General features: G+C 66.7%; 12 protein-coding genes. 5 read left to right on the top strand and 7 right to left on the bottom strand.

Annotation, left to right across the window (positions count from 1 at the left end; translation table 11 throughout):
* Nucleotides 1–30: 30 nt before the first annotated feature.
* Nucleotides 31–2,715 (bottom strand): GNAT family N-acetyltransferase, encoded by a 2,685-nt coding sequence (locus NXY83_RS08405; RefSeq protein WP_258805636.1) that lies wholly within the window; start codon nucleotides 2,713–2,715, stop codon nucleotides 31–33.
* Between the two features lie 76 nt (nucleotides 2,716–2,791).
* On the opposite strand from NXY83_RS08405, the gene NXY83_RS08400 reads away from it, so the two are divergent.
* Both NXY83_RS08400 and NXY83_RS08395 read left to right on the top strand, forming a co-directional pair.
* A complete protein-coding gene (locus NXY83_RS08400) occupies nucleotides 2,792–5,299 on the top strand; it encodes a DNA gyrase/topoisomerase IV subunit A (RefSeq protein WP_258805635.1) in 2,508 nt (835 codons plus the stop codon).
* Nucleotides 5,300–5,308: 9 nt separating this feature from the next.
* Nucleotides 5,309–5,827 (top strand): DinB family protein, encoded by a 519-nt coding sequence (locus tag NXY83_RS08395; RefSeq protein WP_258805634.1) that lies wholly within the window; start codon nucleotides 5,309–5,311, stop codon nucleotides 5,825–5,827.
* Here NXY83_RS08395 and cydD read toward each other — a convergent pair.
* The 3 genes from cydD to NXY83_RS08380 are packed head-to-tail and all read right to left on the bottom strand — an operon-like array spanning nucleotide 5,824 to nucleotide 12,032.
* Nucleotides 5,824–9,342: a thiol reductant ABC exporter subunit CydD gene (cydD, locus tag NXY83_RS08390; RefSeq protein WP_258805633.1), complete on the bottom strand. Its 3,519-nt coding sequence runs from the start codon at nucleotides 9,340–9,342 to the stop codon at nucleotides 5,824–5,826. The two genes, NXY83_RS08395 and cydD, sit on opposite strands and share 4 nt — an antisense overlap.
* Nucleotide 9,343: 1 nt before the next feature.
* Entirely contained in the window at nucleotides 9,344–10,393 is a 1,050-nt protein-coding gene (gene cydB / locus NXY83_RS08385; protein ID WP_258805631.1) for a cytochrome d ubiquinol oxidase subunit II, read from the bottom strand.
* 34 nt (nucleotides 10,394–10,427) lie between these two features.
* Entirely contained in the window at nucleotides 10,428–12,032 is a 1,605-nt protein-coding gene (locus NXY83_RS08380) for a cytochrome ubiquinol oxidase subunit I (RefSeq protein ID WP_258805630.1), read from the bottom strand.
* 283 nt (nucleotides 12,033–12,315) lie between these two features.
* On the opposite strand from NXY83_RS08380, the gene NXY83_RS08375 reads away from it, so the two are divergent.
* Nucleotides 12,316–12,702, top strand: coding sequence for a BlaI/MecI/CopY family transcriptional regulator (locus NXY83_RS08375; RefSeq protein ID WP_258805629.1), 387 nt, complete (start codon nucleotides 12,316–12,318; stop codon nucleotides 12,700–12,702).
* 6 nt (nucleotides 12,703–12,708) lie between these two features.
* Complete coding sequence (locus NXY83_RS08370; RefSeq protein ID WP_258805628.1) at nucleotides 12,709–13,701, top strand: M56 family metallopeptidase; 993 nt, start codon at nucleotides 12,709–12,711, stop codon at nucleotides 13,699–13,701.
* A gap of 33 nt (nucleotides 13,702–13,734) precedes the next feature.
* Here NXY83_RS08370 and NXY83_RS08365 read toward each other — a convergent pair whose 3' ends face one another.
* Nucleotides 13,735–15,843: a DNA gyrase/topoisomerase IV subunit B gene (locus tag NXY83_RS08365; RefSeq protein ID WP_258805627.1), complete on the bottom strand. Its 2,109-nt coding sequence runs from the start codon at nucleotides 15,841–15,843 to the stop codon at nucleotides 13,735–13,737.
* A gap of 257 nt (nucleotides 15,844–16,100) precedes the next feature.
* Here NXY83_RS08365 and NXY83_RS08360 point away from each other — a divergent pair, with 257 nt between their 5' ends.
* Complete coding sequence (locus NXY83_RS08360) at nucleotides 16,101–16,322, top strand: DUF7455 domain-containing protein (protein WP_013600696.1); 222 nt, start codon at nucleotides 16,101–16,103, stop codon at nucleotides 16,320–16,322.
* A gap of 218 nt (nucleotides 16,323–16,540) precedes the next feature.
* Here NXY83_RS08360 and NXY83_RS08355 read toward each other — a convergent pair whose 3' ends face one another.
* Nucleotides 16,541–17,854 carry an RNA polymerase sigma factor gene (locus NXY83_RS08355; protein WP_258805625.1) on the bottom strand — a complete coding sequence of 438 codons (1,314 nt, stop codon included), beginning with the start codon at nucleotides 17,852–17,854 and terminating at the stop codon, nucleotides 16,541–16,543.
* Nucleotides 17,855–18,133: 279 nt separating this feature from the next.
* Nucleotides 18,134–19,453 carry a DUF4192 domain-containing protein gene (locus tag NXY83_RS08350; RefSeq protein WP_258805624.1) on the bottom strand — a complete coding sequence of 440 codons (1,320 nt, stop codon included), beginning with the start codon at nucleotides 19,451–19,453 and terminating at the stop codon, nucleotides 18,134–18,136.
* Between the last annotated feature and the right edge of the window lie 11 nt (nucleotides 19,454–19,464).

Below are 19,464 nucleotides of genomic sequence, written 5' to 3'. Positions count from 1 at the left end.
ACAGATGGGCAGGTCACTTTGCTAACCGCCTCAACCCAGCATGGCCCGCCGGGCGCTGTCCGTGCGCTGGGCGGGGTTGCCGATCCGGACGTCAGCAGCCAGGATGGTGGCCCCCGTCGTCCCGCACAGCACCGGGTTGAATTCCACCAGGGCAATTTCGGGATGGTTGTCCTTCATCCAGGCCAACCGGCCCGCAAGGTCCTCGAGGGCCTGCACGTCAACGGCCGGCAGGCCCTGGTACGCGAAGAGTTTCCTGGCGGCCCGGGGACCGCGGATGAAGTCATGCACATCCGCTGCGGACAGTGGCGGCACCCGGTGGGACCAGTCATCCAGCAGGTTGACGGCGTCGCCGGCGAGGCCGAACGAAATCACCGGACCCAGCAGCGGGTCTTCTATGGCCCGGAAGGTGCAGGCCTGGCCCACGGGCGCCATGGACTGCACCTCCAGCGACGGATCCCCGTAGGCGGAAAGTGCCCGGCGCATCTGGAGGACATTCCGGCGCAGTGACTCCGGATCCTGGATGTCCAGGCGGACTCCGCCGAGGTCAAGCCGGTGCCGCAGGGCGGGATCGGTGGTCTTCAGCGCCACCGGCCAGCCCAGGGTATCCGCCGCCTCAACGGCCTGGTCCGGAGTGTCGAAGCCGACGGACGGGAGCACCGCAATGCCATAGTGGCCCAGCAGGGAAGCAGCCGCTGCCGGCTCCAACTGCCGGAGCTGCTCCCCCCTGACGTCCCGGAGCAGGACCTCGAGCTCAGCCCGCGCCTGCCGGGGATCGCAGCCGGCAGGTTCGACGAAATGCCCCTGGTCTCGGGACACCCACTCCGAGTACCGCACCACGGCCGCGAGCGCGGCCACCGCGGCACCGGGATTGGAGAAACAGGGAACGGCAGCGTCCAGGGATCCCACCATCCCTTCGACGTAGACCGAAGGATCCAGGATCCCGGTGAACGCGGCCACGACGGGTTTCCCGGCGGCCGCTGAGCACTCGGCTAGCACCTCGGCAATGCTGTCCACGGTGAGGCCGCGGGCCGGCAGAAGTGCGGCGATGACGGAATGCACGGTGTCTGATTGCAGGGTCTTGAGCAACGCCGACCGCAAGGCCGGCAGGGCTACCGACCGTCCGGCGTCGAGGTCCACTTCGGTCACCAGCTCCACGACGTTCAGGCCCTGGTCGGCGGCGCTGTCGGCCACGACTTTGCCCAGTGCCCGGGAGTTGCTGAAGATGGCCAGTCCGGGTCCGGCAGGAATGGGCTGGCCGGAAACAACCTGCGCCACATCCACGAGCTGTTCGATGGTCTCCACGCGGATCACACCGGACTGGCGCAGCATGGCGTCCAGTGCCCCGGCGGGGGCCTGGGTGGTACGGACGGCATGGCCCGGGGGCAGCCGCAGGCCCATGGAGTCGGACTTGGCCACGATCACCGGTTTGGTACGCGCCAGCCGGCGGGCCAGGCGGGAGAACTTGCGGGGGTTGCCGATCGACTCCAGGTAAAGGCCAACGGCGGAGGTGTCGGAGTCGTCCTCCCAGTACTGCATCATGTCATTGCCCGAGACGTCCGCCCTGTTCCCGGCGGAGAGGAACGTGGACAGCCCCAGCCGCCGCCGGCTTGAGGCTGCATAAAGCGAGACGCCGATGGCTGCCGACTGGCTGAACAGGCCCAGGCCTCCCCGCAGGGGCAGTGTGGGCGCCATCGACGCGTTGAGCGAGACGTCCGGGTGCGTGTTCACGATGCCCAGGGAGGCAGGACCGATGACGCGCATGCCGTTTGCCCTGGCCTGCCGCACCAGGTCCCGCTGCCGCAGGAGGCCGCGTTCGCCGTCGTCCGCGAAGCCTGCGGAGGCGACCACCAGGCCCTTGACGCCTGCCGCGGCGCACTGGGCCACCACAGGCGTGACCTCCTCGTAGGGAACCGCGATCACGGCGAGCTGCACGGGATCCGGCACTTCGGACAGGCTGCCGAAGGACATCATGCCCGCCAGTTCCAGCGCCTCGGGGTTGATCGCGTAAACCGGACCGGGAAACCCGCCCTCGACGATGTGTTCGAGGAGCTGGTAGCCAACGGTCCCCCACTTGCGGCTGGCGCCGATGACGGCAATGGACGACGGCGTCAGCAGGTCCCGGACGCTCCTCGCCTCCGCGCGGTGCTCGCGGGACTCCATGACGGCACGGGATTTTTCGGTGGGGTCGATGTTGAATTCGAGGCTGACGACGCCGTCGTCGAAATGGCGCTTGACGTCGTAGCCGGCGTCGGAAAACACCATCAGCATCTTGCGGTTCTCCGGCAGCACCTCGGCGCTGAACCGGCGGATCCCGTTTTCGTGGGCCGCAGCAGCAAGGTGTTCGAGCAGGATTGACCCGAGTCCCCTCCCTTGGTGGGCATCGGCAATATTGAAGGCAACCTCAGCCTCGGCCGGATCATCCAGCCGGTCATAGCGGCCGATCCCGATGATTTCCCCCCGGCTGGTGATGACGAATGCCACCCGGTCTTTGTAGTCCACCTCCGTGAAGCGTTTGAGCTCCTTGCTGGACAACCTGGCTTTGAAGGCGAAGAACCGCATGTAAATTGAATCCTGCGACTGCCGCATGTGGAAGGCCTGGACGGCATCGGCATCCGAGGGATGAATGGGGCGCAAATGCGCTGTTCCGCCGTCGCGCAGGACGACATCGGCTTCCCAATGTTCCGGATATTCGCCGTCCCCGGGCTGATCCACCATAGGCTTAGCCTAGCCAAAAACTTCGGCAGCACCCCCGAAAGCTGCACAGTAACCCCCAGAAGGATCTACCCACCCCATGGCCCGCCGCCAGAGTTCAGCCCCCGTTGTGGACACTTCCCCCTACACGGAGAACATCGTGGATATCGATGTCACCTCCGAAATGGAGGGATCGTTCCTGGAGTATGCCTATTCCGTGATCTACTCCCGGGCCCTTCCGGACGCCCGGGACGGGCTGAAGCCGGTGCAGCGCCGCATCCTCTACATGATGAGCGACATGGGCCTGCGGCCGGACCGCGGGCACGTTAAAAGCGCGCGCGTGGTGGGCGAAGTCATGGGCAAGCTGCACCCCCACGGTGACACCGCCATCTACGACGCCATGGTGCGCATGGCGCAGGACTTCTCGCTGCGGCTGCCGCTGATTGACGGGCACGGCAACTTCGGCTCGCTCGACGACGGCCCCGCGGCTCCGCGGTACACCGAGGCCAGGCTGGCCGCCGCCGCCCTCACGCTCACTGACCACCTTGACGAAGACGTGGTGGACTTCGTCCCCAACTACGACAACCAGCTGACCCAGCCGGATGTCCTGCCCGCCGCCTTCCCCAACCTCCTGGTCAACGGCGCCACCGGAATCGCCGTCGGCATGGCCACCAACATGGCCCCGCACAACCTGGTGGAGGTGATCTCCGCTGCCCGGCACCTGATCGCGCACCCCGATGCCACGCTGGATGACATCATGCGGTTCGTCCCGGGCCCGGACCTGCCCAGCGGAGGGCGCATCGTCGGCCTCGACGGAATCCGGGATGCCTACGCCACGGGCCGCGGCTCCTTCAAGACCCGGGCCAAGGTGGAGGTCGAGCAGCTCACCGCCCGCCGCACCGGCCTGGTGGTCACCGAGCTCCCGTACATGGTGGGCCCGGAAAAAGTGATCGAAAAGATCAAGGACGCCGTCAACGCCAAGAAGCTGATGGGCATCAGCGACATCGTCGACCTGACGGACCGCAAGCACGGCCTGCGCCTGGTCATCGAGCTCAAGAACGGCTTCAACCCCAACGCCGTCCTCCAGCAGCTGTACCGCTACTCGCCGATGGAGGATTCCTTCGGCATCAACAACGTCACCCTGGTGGACGGCCAGCCCCAGACGCTCGGCCTGGTGGAGCTGCTGTCCGTCTACGTCAACCACCGGATCAACGTGGTGCGCCGCCGGACCGCCTTCCGGCTGGGCAAAAAGAAGGACCGGCTGCACCTGGTGGAGGGCCTCCTCATCGCCATCGTGGACATCGACGAGGTCATCCAGATCATCCGGTCGTCGGACGAGGCCGCCGCTGCCCGCGCCCGCCTGATGTCCATCTACGACCTTTCCGAGATCCAGGCGAACTACATCCTGGAGCTGCGCCTGCGCCAGCTCACCAAATACTCCCGGATCGAACTGGAGAAGGAGCAGGATGAGCTGCGCCGCGAGATCGCGGAACTGGAAGCCATCCTGGGCTCGGAGGAACGCCTCCGAACTTTGGTCTCCGATGAGCTCGGCGGGATCGCGGAGCAGCATGGCACCCCGCGCCGGACCGTGCTCCTGGAATCGGAAGCAGTATCCCCCACCATCGCCGCCGAGCTTGCCGCAGTGGCCGGAAAGAAGGGCAAGGCGGTCCCGCTGGCCCTGGAAATCGCCGACGACCCCTGCTGGGCGATCCTGACTGCCTCCGGCCAGGTGGCGCGGACCAGCAACCATGAACCGCTGGCCGAAGCCGGCCCGCGGAGCAAGCACGATGTGTTCACCTCGGTGGTGAAGACATCGGCCCGCGGGGAGGTCGCCGCCGTCACCTCACAGGGACGCATGCTCCGGCTCCAGGTGATGGATATGCCCGTCCTTCCGCCCATGACGGGGCTGCCCAACCTCGCCGGCGGCGTTCCCGTCAAGGACTTCATCACCCTGCTGAAGGGCGAGACCCTGGTGGCATTCGTGCCGCTGGATGAGGTGCTGGCCATTGGCACCGCCCAGGGCGTGGTCAAGCGGGTCCAGCCGGACTACCCGCTGAACCGCGAGGACTGGGAAGTCATTGCCCTCAAGGACAAGGATTTTGTGGTGGGCGTTGCGCCGGCCGGAGCGGATGACGCGGAACTCGTGTTCCTCACCAGCCAGGCGCAGCTGCTCAAGTTCGGAGCGGCCGGCGTGCGTCCGCAGGGCCGCACGGCCGGTGGCATGGCGGGCATCAAGCTGGCGGCGGGCGACCGTGTGCTGTTCTTCGGCGCGGTGCAGCCCAAGGACGAGGCCGCCGTCGTGGTGACCATAGCAGGCACCGTCGGCGCCCTTCCCGGCACCGCCCCCGGCACGGCCAAGGTCACCGCATTCTCCGAGTACCCCGCCAAGGGGCGCGCCACCGCGGGCGTTCGGGCACACCGGTTCCTGCGGGGCGAAGATACGCTGCTGCTGGCCTGGGCAGGGCATGGCCCGGCCAAGGCCTCCTCCGCTGCCGGTGTGGCCAGGTCCCTGCCGCAGGAGCACGGCCGGCGTGACGGCTCGGGCGTCCCGCTGTCCCAGCCCGTGGAAGCGGTGGGTCCTGCGATGGCCTGGCCTGATCCCGCTTAGACTGCTTCCATGCCTATCGTTCCTGATGAGAAGGACTGGACCTGGGTCCTGTCGCGTCCCTGCCCGGAATGCTCGTTCGATGCCACCACAGTCACACCGTCCACGGTGCCCGGGAACATCGAAAACATCCTGCCCCGGTGGCGGGCGGTGCTTCGCCGGTCGGATGTGGCGGAACGCCCGAATGACAACACCTGGTCTGCACTGGAGTATGCCTGCCATGTCCGGGACGTTTTCAGCCTTTTTGACCAGCGGCTCAACCTCATGCTCGATTCGGAGGACGCCCGGTTCGAGAACTGGGACCAGGACCAGACGGCGATCGACAGGGACTACGCCAACGCCGACCCCGCTGTTGTCAGCGCCGAGCTCACGGCCGAGGGAAAGCAGGCGGCGGAGTCCTTTGCAGGTGTCCGCGAAGCGGAATGGGGCCGCAAAGGGCTCCGCAGCAACGGCTCCGAATTCACCGTCCTGACGCTTGCCCAGTACTTCCTGCACGACGTCGTCCATCACCTTCACGACGTGGACGGCTAAGCTTCCCCGACGGTTCCCGCCCGTGACCCCACCAGGCCGCCTTCCGCTTCGGAAGCGGCCGGCACGACGCCACGGCCCGGCAAAACCAGCCGGGTGTCCTCCGGGTGGATATCTGCGGGGTTGTGCGTCACCAGCACCAGGGTGCGGTTGCGCAGTCCGGCCCGGAGGTCCGCCAGCATGGCCCGGGCCGATTCCGCATCCAAATGTGCTGTTGGTTCGTCCAGGAGGATCACCTCCGCCCCTGTCATAAGCGTGCGGGCAACGGCGAGGCGCTGGCGCTCTCCGCCGCTCAGGAACGCTCCACCAGGGCCGATCCGGGTGTCCAGCCCGTCGGGCAGCCGCGCCATCAGTCCGGTGAGGCCTACGGCAGCCATGACCGCTTCCATGTCCGCCTCCCCGCGCCCACGTCCATTTGACCGCCCGCCTTCCGGTCCGGCGGGGCGTCCCAGCAGCAGGTTGCCGCGGATGGTGGAGTCGAAGAGGTGGGCTTCCTGGGGGCACCAGGCCGCCTGGCCGGTAACGCTTGCCTGCCCCGCCGCGGCGGGAAGGAACCCCAGCAGGACCGAGAGCAGCGTCGATTTGCCCGAACCTGACGGGCCCGTCACGGCCAGCCAGCGTCCCGGTTCCGCCACGGCGTCCAGCCCGGTAAACACGGGGGCGCCGCCAGGCCAGGCCGCTGCCAGGTTCTTCAGTTCGACGCCGGGCCGGTTGCCGCTGCGGGCGGGTACCGCCTGCAGCCCGTCCGCACTGCCGGCGCCTGCCGGGCCAGCCGTTTCCAGTGCCCCGGACTCCCCCACCCGCTGGAGAACTGTCCGGAGCGCCGGGAACTGGCGTACCGCCGTCGTCATGGCTGCGTACGGTTCCACGAGGGCGAGGAGCAGCAGGACCACCACCGCCGCTGTCGCCGGAGCAACCCCGCCGTCGAGTACCGCCGGGGCTGCCAGCCAGGCGGCCCCGAGTGCCGCGGCGCCGCAGCTGGCGGTGGTGATTGCGTGGCCCAGCCCGTCCGCCCAGGCGGAGCGCCGGGAGGCCCGGGTGGCGTTGCGGTCCTCGGCGCGGAGCCCGTCGAGCACGAGGGGTGCCACGCCGTTGGCGTGGAGTTCGGCGCGCGCGTCAAGGGCTGCAGAGATCCGCCGCAGGACGCCCGAACGGAGCACCTGCTCCGCGGTGGCCGACTTCCGGTCGCCCCAGAGTGCAACCGCCGGTGCGAGCAGCAGGCTGGCAGCGCCTGCAGCAATAACGGCGGGCAGCGCTGGCGGCACCAGCAGCGCGGTGGTGACCAGGGCCAGGACCGAGACTGCCGCCGCGGTGACCGGCGGCAGGACCACGCGGGGCAGCAGGTCGCGGACGGTATCGACGTCGTCAATCACCGTGCCCAGCACGCTGCCGCCCTGGAGCAGGCGCCGGAGTGCAAGGGCACGGCGGCTGAGGGTCTCCCAGAGCCGGCCACGCAGCCGCGTGAGGGCAGCGAACACGGCGTCATGGAGCAGCAGCCGTTCCCAATACCGGAACACGGCCCGCCCGATGCCGAAGAACCGGACCCCCACAATGGCCGAGAGCAGGTACAGGATGGGCGGCTGTTCGCTGGCACGGATGATGAGCCAGCCGGACAGGCCGGACAGGGCGACGGCGAAGACCGCCGCCAGGGTTCCGACGGCGGCTGCGGCGGCGAACTTTCCCTGCACCGGTGCCAGGAGTGATGCCAGGAGCCGGGCGGGGTTCTTGGTGCCGCTGCCGCCAGCGGATCCGGGGGTACGGGAGGCGGCAGGGGCGGGCCCATCGGTTGGGATGGCGCGGGTAACTCCGCTGCCGGAAACTGCGGCGGCGGGAGCACCTGAAACCGGCAGGGCCGCGCGTTGTGCAGCCGGTTCCGCGCCGGGTTCCCGGTCCATGGCCGGGTCAGCCGGCAACACCGGCACAAGTTGGTCGGCGAGGTTCCTGGTGCGTTCCCCGTGCGCCACCAGGATCACCGTGACCTGGCCCCGCAGCCGGCGGATGGCGTCTTCGACCAGAATCGCCGACACGTCGTCCAGATGGGCCGTGGGTTCGTCAAGCAGCAGGACAGTGGCCCCCGCCTCGATCCTGGCCAGCCCACGGGCGAGTGCCACCCGGCGCAGCTCACCGGGACTCAGCTCTGCCGGATGCTTGGCGGCCAGGTGCCCGGCCGCGGCCCGGGCCAGGCAGGACCGGGCGGTGTCTTCCGTGCGGGCACGGTCCCGGGCGGTGCGGGCATTTGCCGAAAGGTAGAGCACCACCTCGTCCAACACGGTTTCGGCCACCATTACCGGGTGCTGTGGGACCCACGCCAGGGCGCCGCGGTCCAGGCCCCGGATGGAGCCCGTGATGACGGTCCCGCCGCCGTCCCCGACAGTTCCGGCCAGGACGCCCAGGACAGTGCTCTTTCCCGCGCCGCTGGGTCCGTCGAGGGCAGTGATGCTGCTTTGCGGCGCTTCGAAGCTGAGGGGGCCGACGGCGGCCCTGGACCTTCCGTTGTAGCTGACCTTGAGTCCGCTGACAGTGATGGGGGCACCCGGCCCGCCCGCCGGGACGGCCGGGAGCGGCTGGGCCTCGGGTGCGTCGGTCACCGCGGTAACCTCGGCGAGGGCCACGCGGCCGTCGTCGCTGGCATGGTGGGCGGTCCCCAGCTCGCGCAGGGGCAGGTAGCAGTCCGGGGCGAGGATGAGTGCCAGCAGGCCGGCTTCGAGCGGCATGTCACCGTGCACCAGCCGCACGCCGATAAACACCGCCACCACTGCGACGGAAATGGTGGCGATAAGTTCCAGCGCCAGCGCCGACATGAACGCCGTACGCAGGGTGCCCATGGTGCGGGAGCGGTATTCCTCGGAGATCTCCTCCAGGGCCTTGCGCTGGGCGGTGGCACGGCCGAGGCCCACCAGGACCGGCAGGCCCTTGGCGAGTTCCAGCATGTGGGCGGAGAGCCGGGCGAGCGAGGACTGCGCCTCGCGCACCTTGTCCTCCGTGTACCGGCCGATCAGCACCATGAACAGCGGCACCAATGGCACGGTCAGGACAATCACGACGGCACTGACCCAGTCGGCGAAAAGGATCCGTGCCCCGAGCAGCAGCGGGATGGCGGCGCAGTTCACCAGGGCAGGCAGGAATTGTGTGTAGTAGCTGTCCAGGGCATCCAGACCCCGGGTGGCCAGCACGGCGAGGCCGCCGTCTGCCGGGCCGCTTCCCCTGGCGCCGTTGCGCAGCGCTCGTTCCAGCAGTCCTGAGCGCAGCTCCTCCTTGATGCCCAGGGCAGCGCGGCGGGCAGCAACGGCCTGTCCCCACACGGTGAGTGACCGCAGGACGACGCCCACCAGCCCAGGGACAATCTGCCCGGCTACGATCTGGCCGGCCGGGTCGGGGGTCCCCGCGGCCAGTCCGGCCAGGACGGCGGCCACGGCCTGGCCCATGAGGACCAGCGACAACGCCTTGAGCGCCGCCAGGAGGCCAAGGCAGTAGATGGCGGATCGGGTGGCCGGGCCGGTTGGGAAGGTGGGCCGCACGTCAGCCCTTGGTGGTGAATGCCTTGGCGGCGATTGCGGGCAGGAAGCTGTGGGCCTCGGGGATGGAGGCAGCGCTGACCCGGCGGCGGAACACCCAGTAGGTCCAGGCCTGGTAGGCGATCACCAGGGGCAGGCCGAACGCTGCGACAATGCTCATAAGGCCCAGAGTGTAGTCCGACGATGAAGCGTTGGAAATGGTGAGGTCAAAAGCCCCGTCCAGGGTGGACGGCAGCACCACGGGGAATACCGCACCAAAGATGGACGCCGTGCCGAGCACCAGGAATGCGCCCAGCGCCAGGAACGCTTTGCCTTCGGCGCCTGACCGGGCAAGTGCCCAGGCACGGGCGGCCGCGGCGACGGCGAGCAGGACTGCAGCCCAGGTCCACGGCTTTCCCTCCATCACCTGGATGCTGAGCGCCCAGGCTGCGATGGGCAGGAGCAGGACAGGGAGCAGCCGGATGAACCAGCGGCGTGCCCGGTGCCGGATGTCGCCGTCGGTCTTCAGTGCCAGGAACGCCAACGCGTGGACCAGCGAGAAGCCAACCACGGCCAGCCCGCCCAGTACTGCGTAACCACTGAACCAGGCGAGGGGACCGCCTTCGCGGTCGCCGTTTGCATTCAGGGGCAGGCCGGTGGTGGTGAGGGCCAGGGCAGCTCCCACGCCGAAGGCCGCGAAGAACGACCCCAGGGCGATGGCCCAGTCCCAGCGTGCCCGCCAGCGGTCGGTATCCACTTTGCCGCGGTACTCGAAGGCCACCGCGCGGAAGATCAGGGCGACCAGGACCACCAGCAAGGGCAGGTAGAGGGCGGAGAACAAGGAGGCGTACCAGAGCGGAAAGGCAGCGAAGGTGGCGCCGGCGGCCGTGAGGAGCCACACTTCGTTGCCGTCCCAGACGGGGCCGATGGTGTTGAGCAGCACGCGCCGCTCGGTGTTGTTGCGGGCGAACATCTTCATCAGCATTCCGACGCCCAGGTCGAAGCCTTCAAGGAAGAGGTACCCGGTCCACAGCACCGCAATGGCGATGAACCAGATAGTTGGCAGCAGTTCCATTCTTCGTTTCCTCTTGCTCTTCTGTTGGGCGGAATCAGTAGGCGAAGGCCAGGACGTCGTCCGCCGGCCTGGCGCCGCCCGGTCCATCGGGTCCGGGAGTGGCGTCCTCGTTTTCATCCGCGGGGACGTGGGCGAGCTCCGGCATGGCGGAGACAACGCCGCCGCGGATGTATTTGACCAGGAGCTTCACCTCGACCACCAGCAGGACGGCGTACACCGCTGTCAGGGTAATGAGGGATGCGAGCAGTTCCCCGGCCGAGACCCCCGGAGAGACGGCTGCTGCCGTGAACATAAACACCTGGTCAATGCCGTTGGGGTCCGGGTTGGGGGCCACCACAAACGGCTGGCGGCCCATCTCGGTGAAGATCCAGCCGGCCGCGTTGGCGCCAAAGGGGGCCATGATGCCCAGGACGGCCAGCCGCATGAGCCACGGGGACCGGGGAACGGTGCCGCTCCGGGTGAGCCACAGCGCAACAAGTGCGGCCAGCGCCGCGAACCCGCCGAAACCGATCATCATGCGGAAGCCCCAGTAAGTGACCTCCATGACCGGCAGGTAGTCGATTTCCTGGCCGGCCCGATCGCCGTAGATCGGGTTGTCCGGCAGGTGCGTCCCGTAGTTTTCCTGGTATTCGGGCAGCAGGGTGTTCACACCCTTGACCTCGGTGGTGAAGTCACCCTTCGCCAGGTAGGACAGAATACCGGGAACTTCGATCAGGGCCACGATGTCGTCGCAGTTCTGTGAGCCGAGGTTGCCGATGCTCAGGACGGAGAATCCGGTGCCGTCGTGGCAGGCTGCCTCGGCTGCTGCCATCTTCATGGGCTGCTGCTCGAACATCAGTTTGCCCTGCAGGTCACCGGTGAGGGCGGTGCCGGCGAAGGAGATCATGGCCACTACGGCGCCGATCCGCAGGGACCGGATCCAGACGGTGTGGTCTGCGCGGTCGCGGCCGGGGATGGTTGCCGACTCGCCCGGGACCACCTTGCCGTCGGCGCCCAGGGTGTCGACGCCGTCGCGGCGCCTGCTCCAGAGGTGGTACCAGGCGATGCCCAGGAGGAAGCCGCCCGCTACGGCCAGCGCGCCGAACAGGGTGTGGGGCACCGCGACCAGCGCGGTGTTGTTCGTGAAGACGGCCCAGGCGTCGGTCATGACAGGCCTGCCGTCCACCATCTCCACCCCCACCGGGTGCTGCATCCAGCTGTTGGCAACGATGATGAAGTAGGCGGAAAACACGGATCCAATGACGGCAATCCACAGGCAGGCCAGGTGGATGCCGGGCTTCAGCTGCTTCCAGCCGAAAATCCAGAGGCCCAGGAAGGTGGACTCCACGAAGAAGGCCAGGAGGGCTTCAAGGGCCAGCGGGGCGCCGAAGACATCTCCGACGAAGCGGCTGTACTCGCTCCAGGCCATCCCGAACTGGAACTCCTGCACGATGCCGGTGGCAACGCCCATGATGAAGTTGATGAGGAACAGCTTTCCCCAGAACTTGGTCATCCGGAGGTATTCAGGCTTGCCCGTGCGGTGCCAGGCGGTCTGGATGACGGCCACCACGAGGCCCAGGCCGATGGTCAGCGGCACCATCATGAAGTGGTAGACGGTGGTGATACCGAATTGCCAGCGTGCGATTTCCAGAGCGTCCATGGCGGTCCCTACTGTGAGCCGGGGGTTTTCTACGTTCTGTAGAAACCCTAACTTCTACAAAGTGTAGAACAACGCCGTCGGCAGTGTAAAACCCACCTCCGGACCATTCGAAGGCGTATCAGCAGGCCCCCGGACCAGGTATCGGCGGGCGCGGCCACCCTTAGTTCTACCCAACGTAGAAAGTACGGCGGATTCAGGGTAAATTTGATTGTGTAGTTGAATAACTGTGTGGAGTCACCGGCGCCAAACGGCGCGCGGTGCGGGGAAACAAAGGAAAAGTGCAATGGCTACTCTTGGTGAACTTGAACGGGCAGTAATGGACCTGCTCTGGGCGGGCCAGGAAGCGGCCACGGCCAACACCCTGCGGGACCGGCTCGCGCAAACCTCGGCCGGCCAGGGCGGGGCGGCAGGCCACGAAGGCAAGGAACTCGCGGTCACCACCGTGCTCACGGTGCTGTCCCGGCTGGAGAAGAAGGGACTGGTGGAGCGCGAACGCGGCACCCGTCCGCACCGCTACCAGGCTGTGTCGAGCCGTGAAGACCACACGGCGGAACTCATGCATGAAGTCCTGGGGTCCGCGCCGGACCGTGAAGCCGTCCTGGCACGCTTCATTGGCTCCGTCTCCGAAGGTGAAGCCGAAACGCTGCGCAAACTGCTTGGCCATCTCTAACAAACCATGTTCTGGGCCTCATACCTGCTGGCGGTCCTGGCGGTAATCCTGGCGTGGCCAGTGCCCATCCTCCTTTCGCGCGCCCGGTGGCCCGCGCGCTCACCGTTCACCGCCATGCTCCTCTGGCAGGCCATCGCACTGGCCGGCGGGCTGTCCATGATCGGCGCCATGCTGGTCTACGGACTGGAACCGATCGGCGACAACCTCATTGCCGGGCTCCGCGCACTCGCTGGGATGGTGCTGTTCAATGCTCCCACCACGGCGCTGGGGTTCTGGCACATCTTCGCGCTGTCGGCAGCCGCGCTGCTCACAGCCCACCTCGTGTTCACCCTGCTGCTGACCTACTACAAGATTGAACGGCAGCGGCGGCGCCACCGCGAGCTGCTTGCCCTGCTGGCATCGCCTTCAGGGCAGGATGCCGCAACCTTGGTCATCAGCCACGATTCTCCGGTCGCATACTGCCTGCCCGGCGGCGCCCGCTCCGTAACTGTTCTGTCGGACGGCCTGATGGCTGCCCTCGAACCGGCTGAACTGCGGGCCGTCCTGATCCACGAGAACGCCCACCTGAGCCAGCGCCACCACCTGCTCCTGTGGGCCTTCGCGGCCTGGCGGCAGGCGCTGCCCTGGCTTCCCACCACCCGGCTTGCCCAGGAATCCGTCAACTCGCTGATAGAGATGCTGGCCGACGACGTCGCGCTCAAGACCGAGAGCAAAGCCACCCTTATCAAGGCCATCGCCATTGTTGCCAGCGGGTCGGCGCCGGGTGCCGAGGCCGCGGACCTTCAGCCGGCTGCTTCCAGCCTCGCGCTGTCCGGCCTCGACGCCGGAACGGGTGCCTCCGGCTCAGACTCGGCCCGCACCACCGCTTCACGTGTCAGCCGGCTGCTGTCGCCGCAGCCCCCGCTTCCGGGCGCCGTGCGCAACCTCGTCCTGGCCGGGTGTGTGCTGCTGCTGGCCCTGCCCACGGCGCTGCTGGTGGTTCCCGGCCTGCTGGGCTGAACCCGCCTGCCGAGCCGTACGTCGCGCGGGCCCTCAGGCGTCGATACGTTCCCGGTCCAGGCTGGAGGCACCCGCGATGATGAAGTCCTTGCGCGGGGACACGTCGGAGCCCATCAGCAGGTCAAAGATCTCCTCCGCCTGCTTGGCATTCTCGATGCCCACCTTGCGCAGGGTGCGGTGGCGCGGATCCATGGTGGTCTCAGCCAGCTGTTCGGCGTCCATCTCCCCCAGGCCCTTGTAGCGCTGGATGGGCTCCTTGTACCGCTTGCCTTCCTTGACCAGCCGCGCCAGCAGCTCGTGCAGCTCCGCCTCCGAATAGGTGTAGATCATCTCGTTGGCCTTTTGGCCGGCATTGATCACTTCCACCCGGTGCAGCGGGGGCACGGCGGCAAAAACCCGTCCCTCTTCGATCATGGGGCGCATGTAGCGGAAGAACAGCGTCAACAAAAGCGTACGGATGTGGGCCCCGTCCACATCGGCGTCGGTCATGAGGATAACTTTGCCGTAGCGTGCGGCGGCAAGGTCGAAGCTGCGGCCCGAGCCGGCGCCCACCACCTGGATCAGCGCAGCGCATTCGGTGTTGGAGAGCATGTCCCCCACCGAGGCTTTCTGGACATTAAGGATCTTGCCGCGGATGGGCAGCAGTGCCTGGAAGTCCGAGGAGCGTGCGAGTTTGGCCGTTCCCAGCGCCGAGTCGCCTTCCACGATGAAGAGTTCGGAACGGCCGACGTCGTCCGTGCGGCAGTCAGCCAGCTTGGTGGGCATCGACGAGGTTTCCAGCGCATTCTTGCGCCGCTGCGTTTCCTTGTGCACGCGGGCCGAGATGCGCGACTTCATCTCGCTGACGATCTTTTCAAGCAGCAGCGCGGACTGTGCCTTGTCGTTCTTGTTTGAGGAAGTGAGCTTTGCCGCGATCTCGCGCTCCACCACCCTGGCAACGATGGCACGCACAGCCGAGGTGCCCAGGATTTCCTTGGTCTGGCCTTCGAACTGCGGCTCGGCGAGGCGGACGGTCAGGACTGCCGTCAGGCCGGCGAAGATGTCGTCTTTATCGATCTTGTCATTGCCCGCCTTGAGCTTCCGGGCATTGGTTTCCACCGCTTTGCGGAAGGTCTTCACCAGGGCCTGCTCGAAACCGGACTGGTGCGTTCCGCCCTTCGGGGTGGAGATGATGTTCACGAAACTGCGGACCGTACTTTCGTAGCCGATCCCCCAGCGCAGTGCCACGTCCACTTCGCAGTCACGTTCAACTTCGGCAAGCTGGCTGTGGCCCCGCTCGTCAAGGACGGGGACGGTCTCCTTAAACTTTCCCGAGCCATGCAGCCGCCATACATCGGTGACCGCGGGATCGACCGCCAGGAACTCGACGAACTCAGAGATGCCGCCGTCGTGGTGGAAAACCTCTTCGTGCGGGCCGGCCTCGCCGGGGGTCCCGGCAATCCTGCGCTCGTCCCGGACCGTGAGCTTAAGCCCAGGAACCAGGAAGGAAGTCTGCCGGGCACGGGCCGCGAGCTCTTCATAGGAAAACTTTGCGTCCGGGGTGAAGATCTGCCGGTCCGCCCAGTAGCGGATGCGGGTTCCGGTGACCCCCCGCTTGGCCTTTCCCACGACGTCGAGCACCGAATCGTCCACAAACGGGGTGAAAGGTGCGGCGGGATCGATCCTGGCACCGGCGTCCTGGAACCGACCGGGCTCGCCGCGCCGGAAGGACATCTTGTAGGTCTTACCTCCCCGGTCAACCTCCACGTCCAGGCGCGATGACAGGGCATTGACCACCGATGCGCCCACGCCGTGCAGGCCGCCGGATGCGGTGTACGAGCCGCCGCCGAACTTGCCGCCCGCGTGAAGCTTGGTGAAAACCACTTCAACGCCGGTGAGCCCGGTCTTCGGTTCCTTGTCGATGGGGATGCCGCGGCCGTCGTCGTGGATTTCCACGGAGTTGTCCGCGTGGAGGATGATCTTGATGTCGTGGCCGAACCCGGCCAGCGCCTCGTCCACTGAGTTGTCGATGATTTCCCAGAGGCAGTGCATCAGGCCGCGGGAGTCGGTGGAACCGATGTACATGCCCGGGCGCTTGCGGACGGCTTCAAGGCCCTCCAGCACTGACAGGTGCCGGGCAGTGTAATCAGAACTTGGTGCCACTGGTGTTGAACTCCTTCAGGGACGGATAAAGCGGGCGCTCAAGGCCCTTCCTCTAGGGTAGTCGGCCCCGGCGCGGACAGCCGCCTGCCACACCTGGCGGCAGATGTGCACCGCGCCACTCGCGCTTTCCCCTGGCCGGGTGGGGGAATCTTGACCCAACCTTGTGGATACGCGCACAGCGAACTTGCCCCATCCTTGCGATGGTTTTGTTACGAATGCTGGTTATATAGATGTACTGATCTACTAAGGAGGCCGACATGACAACAGCAGTGGCAGACCGCACACTCAATGCACTCGACCGGTGCGATCGTTGCGGAGCTCAGGCATATGTCCGGGTTGTACTCGAGTCCTCCGGCGGTGAGCTGCTGTTCTGCGGCCACCATGCGCGTGCAGTCGAGGCAACGCTCAAGCCGTTGAGCTCCGACTGGCACGATGAGACGGGAAAGCTTCACGAGAAGGCTGCCGTAGAAATCGACTAGTTGCACCAGGACCACTAAGGGATGGGATTCCTCCGCAGGGAGGGGTCCCATCCTTTGTTTAACGCCTTGCTACTGTCCAACGCCTGATTAGCGCCGGTCCTGGTTCAGCCAGCGCCCCGCCCTGGAAGGGAGTCTTTAACGCGCCAACGCGGTGCCATCCCCCACCCAAACAAAGTTGTTGGGCGGGCGATGACACCGCGTTGCCGGTACGCCGGGACTTAGTCCAGGTAGTCCCGCAGAACCTGCGACCGCGAGGGGTGGCGGAGCTTGGACATTGTCTTGGATTCGATCTGGCGGATACGCTCACGCGTGACGCCGTAGACCTTGCCGATTTCGTCTAAAGTCTTCGGCTGTCCGTCGGTCAGGCCGAAGCGCATGGCCACTACGCCGGCCTCGCGTTCGGACAGGGTGTCCAGTACCGAGTGCAGTTGCTCCTGCAGGAGCGTGAAGCTCACGGCGTCTGCCGGCACTACGGCTTCGGAGTCCTCGATCAGGTCGCCGAATTCGGAGTCGCCGTCCTCGCCAAGCGGTGTGTGGAGCGAAATGGGCTCACGTCCGTACTTCTGGACCTCGACGACCTTTTCGGGGGTCATGTCCAGTTCCAGCGCCAGCTCTTCGGGCGTGGGTTCACGGCCGAGGTCCTGGAGCATCTGGCGCTGGACACGGGCCAGCTTGTTGATGACCTCCACCATGTGCACGGGAATACGGATGGTGCGCGCCTGGTCAGCCATGGCACGGGTGATCGCCTGGCGGATCCACCAGGTGGCATACGTGGAGAACTTGAAGCCCTTGGTGTAGTCGAACTTCTCCACGGCGCGGATGAGGCCCAGGTTGCCTTCCTGGATGAGGTCCAGGAACAGCATGCCGCGGCCGGTGTAACGCTTTGCCAGCGAGACCACCAGGCGGAGGTTGGCCTCCAGCAGGTGGTTCTTGGCGCGCTTGCCGTCGTGGATGATGAATTCGAGTTCACGCTTGTACTTCGGATCCATGGAGCCGTCGTCAGCGTTGATCTTTTCCTCGGCGAACAGCCCGGCTTCGATCCGGAGCGCAAGGTCCACTTCCTGCTCGGCGTTGAGCAGTGCAACCTTTCCGATCTGCTTCAGGTAGTCCTTGACGGGGTCGGCTGTAGCACCGGCAGACATGACCTGCTGCACCGGGGCGTCATCGTCGTCGGCGTCGGAGTACACGAAACCCTTACCGCTGCCGGCCACTGCCTTGGCGGGGTCGGCCTCGGGATCCTCGACCACGTCGGGTCCTTCGAGGATGATGTCGTCGGGTTCTTCCTCGACGTCGTCTGCTTCGTCGGGGTCAACGTCACCGGACGCCTTGTTGGCGGCCTCGGCAGCTGCCTTGGCGCCAGGCTTGGGCCCGCGCTTCTTCGGCTCGCGTTTGCCGTCCGCTGCAGCCTCACCGGCAGAAGCCTTGTTGGCTGCCCGCGTAGCTGCCCGCTTGGCGTTGGTCGCAGCCTGCTTCTCCTCAGCGGACAAGTCGTCCTGGGCGGCGGGGTCCTTCTTCGTGGAAGACGGGGTCACAGAAAACCTTTCTAGCGGTGGTCTGTGGAATCACCATACGGGCAACACCACTATGACCCTGTCAAGTCCGTGATGAAAACCAAGCGCCACCACGGCCGGCAGAGTCTGTTAAGACAACTGCCGGAGCGGCTGTAATGTTCCCCAAGGGGCACTACTACAAGCACTCGATACACGGACCCAACCGGGTCTCGGCATCCATTGTCTCATGTTTTCGTCAAATCGGGCCTCCCCGTCATTCACGCACCGCCATGGGCCTTCTCCATCGGACCCCCGGGCTGCCTAAGCCCTGCCGCCGGGCTCCTTCCCGGCGGCGGCGGCCGTCTCCGGGCCAAACTTTTGCCAGGCGGCTTCTTTCCGCGCGGCCCAGCCGCAGATGGCTCCCCGGCCCACCACCTCCAGCAGGAGTTCTGCAAGGCGGTATCCCGGTTCGGTTTCCAGGGCTTCCCCCAGGTACGAGGCCGCGTAGGAGCCGCGGCCGCGGCACCATGCGATCCAGCCGCGGATTGTCAGGGCTGCCGCCGCCGCAGGGCCTCCCAACGCCGCGAGCTGCTCGAGGAGCCGGTCCAGTGAGTCGAGGCGGGCCCAATCCGGCACCGCGGGGTTGAGTCCCATCAGCACTTCGGCGTAACCGGAACTGGTACGTCCGGAATTGTCGCCACCAGCACCTGTGGCATCAACAGCGCGGTTGTTCGCCGGCCTTGCCCCTGCCAGCTGGCCGTCCCTGTCTGCACCGGGCCTGGAGTCGCTATCGGGCCACTCTGTTGGCGGGCACACAGGCTCAAGCTGGTTCCCGTCGTCCAGGATTCCAAACCGGTCAGCACCGGCCTCGGCGGCAGCTTTTCCTGCCACCGCCATAACCATGACCGCGTCGCGCCAGGCCGGCACCATCAGGGATGCGCGCAGAAATCCGTCGCGCTCCGCCTCAGGGAGCCATGGCTCCCCCTCCGGCCGGCTCAAGATGGCCTCCCACAGGTCAAGAACGGCCCGGAGCTGGGCCCTGCTCCCCCACCGAAGGTCCAGTTCCCCGGCCCATCCTGCTTGGGCCTCGAGGACAGCAGCCCGGTGGAGGCTTGGAACAGGCCGGACAGCGGCGGGTTGCCGTTCCGGGGCCGGGCCCACGCTGCTGCCCCGGTACACCATCTCGGCATTCAGGGCGCTGTCCCTGATTTCCTGGACGGACCGGCCGGGCAGGGGGCAGCAGGAAACATCCGTGCACCAGGCATCCCGCCAGTAATCATCCCCGACATACCAGGCGTCCCGGACCGGCATCCCCGCCCTTGAAAGCATGGAGTCCAGACCGGCCAGCAAACCGTCGTACGTGGACGTCGCCGTGGCGCCGCCGTTGCTGGTGAAAAACGCCAGCAAGGTTCCGTCGGCGTCCTTGTCTGCCTGGAGATAGCGCTGGACGGCCCGCAGGAATTTTCCGGGTGCGGCCAGGACCTCCCGCCCCGGGAGGTCCAGCCGAAGCGTTGCACCGGCCCTTTTACCGTGGAGTGTCATGGCAACAAGGCTGTCGGCCGGCCAATACCCCAGCGAGTGGGGAATGAACCCGAGGATGTCTGCCGGTCCGGAAATTATCAGTTTCTCTGGAGCTGTCATGGATCCAGCAT

This window comes from Pseudarthrobacter sp. NS4, from assembly GCF_024758005.1.
Classification (GTDB): domain Bacteria; phylum Actinomycetota; class Actinomycetes; order Actinomycetales; family Micrococcaceae; genus Arthrobacter.
This window is presented reverse-complemented; position numbering and strand designations above follow the sequence as displayed.